The sequence below is a fragment of the Kocuria subflava genome (genome assembly GCF_012163155.1).
GTDB lineage: Bacteria > Actinomycetota > Actinomycetes > Actinomycetales > Micrococcaceae > Kocuria > Kocuria subflava.
Genome location: NZ_JAAVUN010000228.1, coordinates 1 through 533 on the forward strand (window position 1 = coordinate 1; position 533 = coordinate 533).

Annotated in this window: 1 protein-coding gene; it reads left to right on the forward strand. The window is 71.3% G+C overall.

Annotation, left to right across the window (positions count from 1 at the left end; all coding sequences use genetic code 11):
• The coding region (locus GTW58_RS13895; RefSeq protein WP_245195284.1) for a PEP-utilizing enzyme at positions 1-533 on the forward strand (533 nt) is incomplete at both ends.

Here is a 533-nt window from a genome sequence, read left to right on the forward strand (position 1 = left end):
GTTGCCAAGTTCGAGAAGATCGGTGGGCTCATGGCCGAGCGCACCACGGACCTCAAGGACATCCGCGACCGTGTGGTCGCCGAACTGCGCGGCGAGCCCGAACCGGGTGTCCCGTCCCCGGAGGAGCCGGTGATTCTGCTCGCCGAGGACCTGGCCCCCGCTGACACCGCCGGCCTGGATCCGGAGCTGGTCCGCGGCATCGTGACGCAGCTGGGCGGCAAGACCAGCCACACCGCGATCATCGCGCGGCAGTTCGGCATCCCCTGCGTCGTGGGCGCGGGCTCGGCGCTCACCCAGATCCAGGACGGTTCCTTGATCCTGATCGACGGCGAGGCCGGTGAGATCGAGACCACCCCGGATCCGCTCAAGGCGGAGGCCCGTGCCAAGGAGTCCGCCGAGGTCCAGGCCAAGATCAGGTCCTGGACCGGCCCCGCCGTCACCGCTGACGGCACGCGGGTCCAACTGCTGGCCAACGTGCAGGACGGGGCCGGTGCCCGGTCCGCCGCGGCAACCGGCCTGCCCGTGGGTGTCGG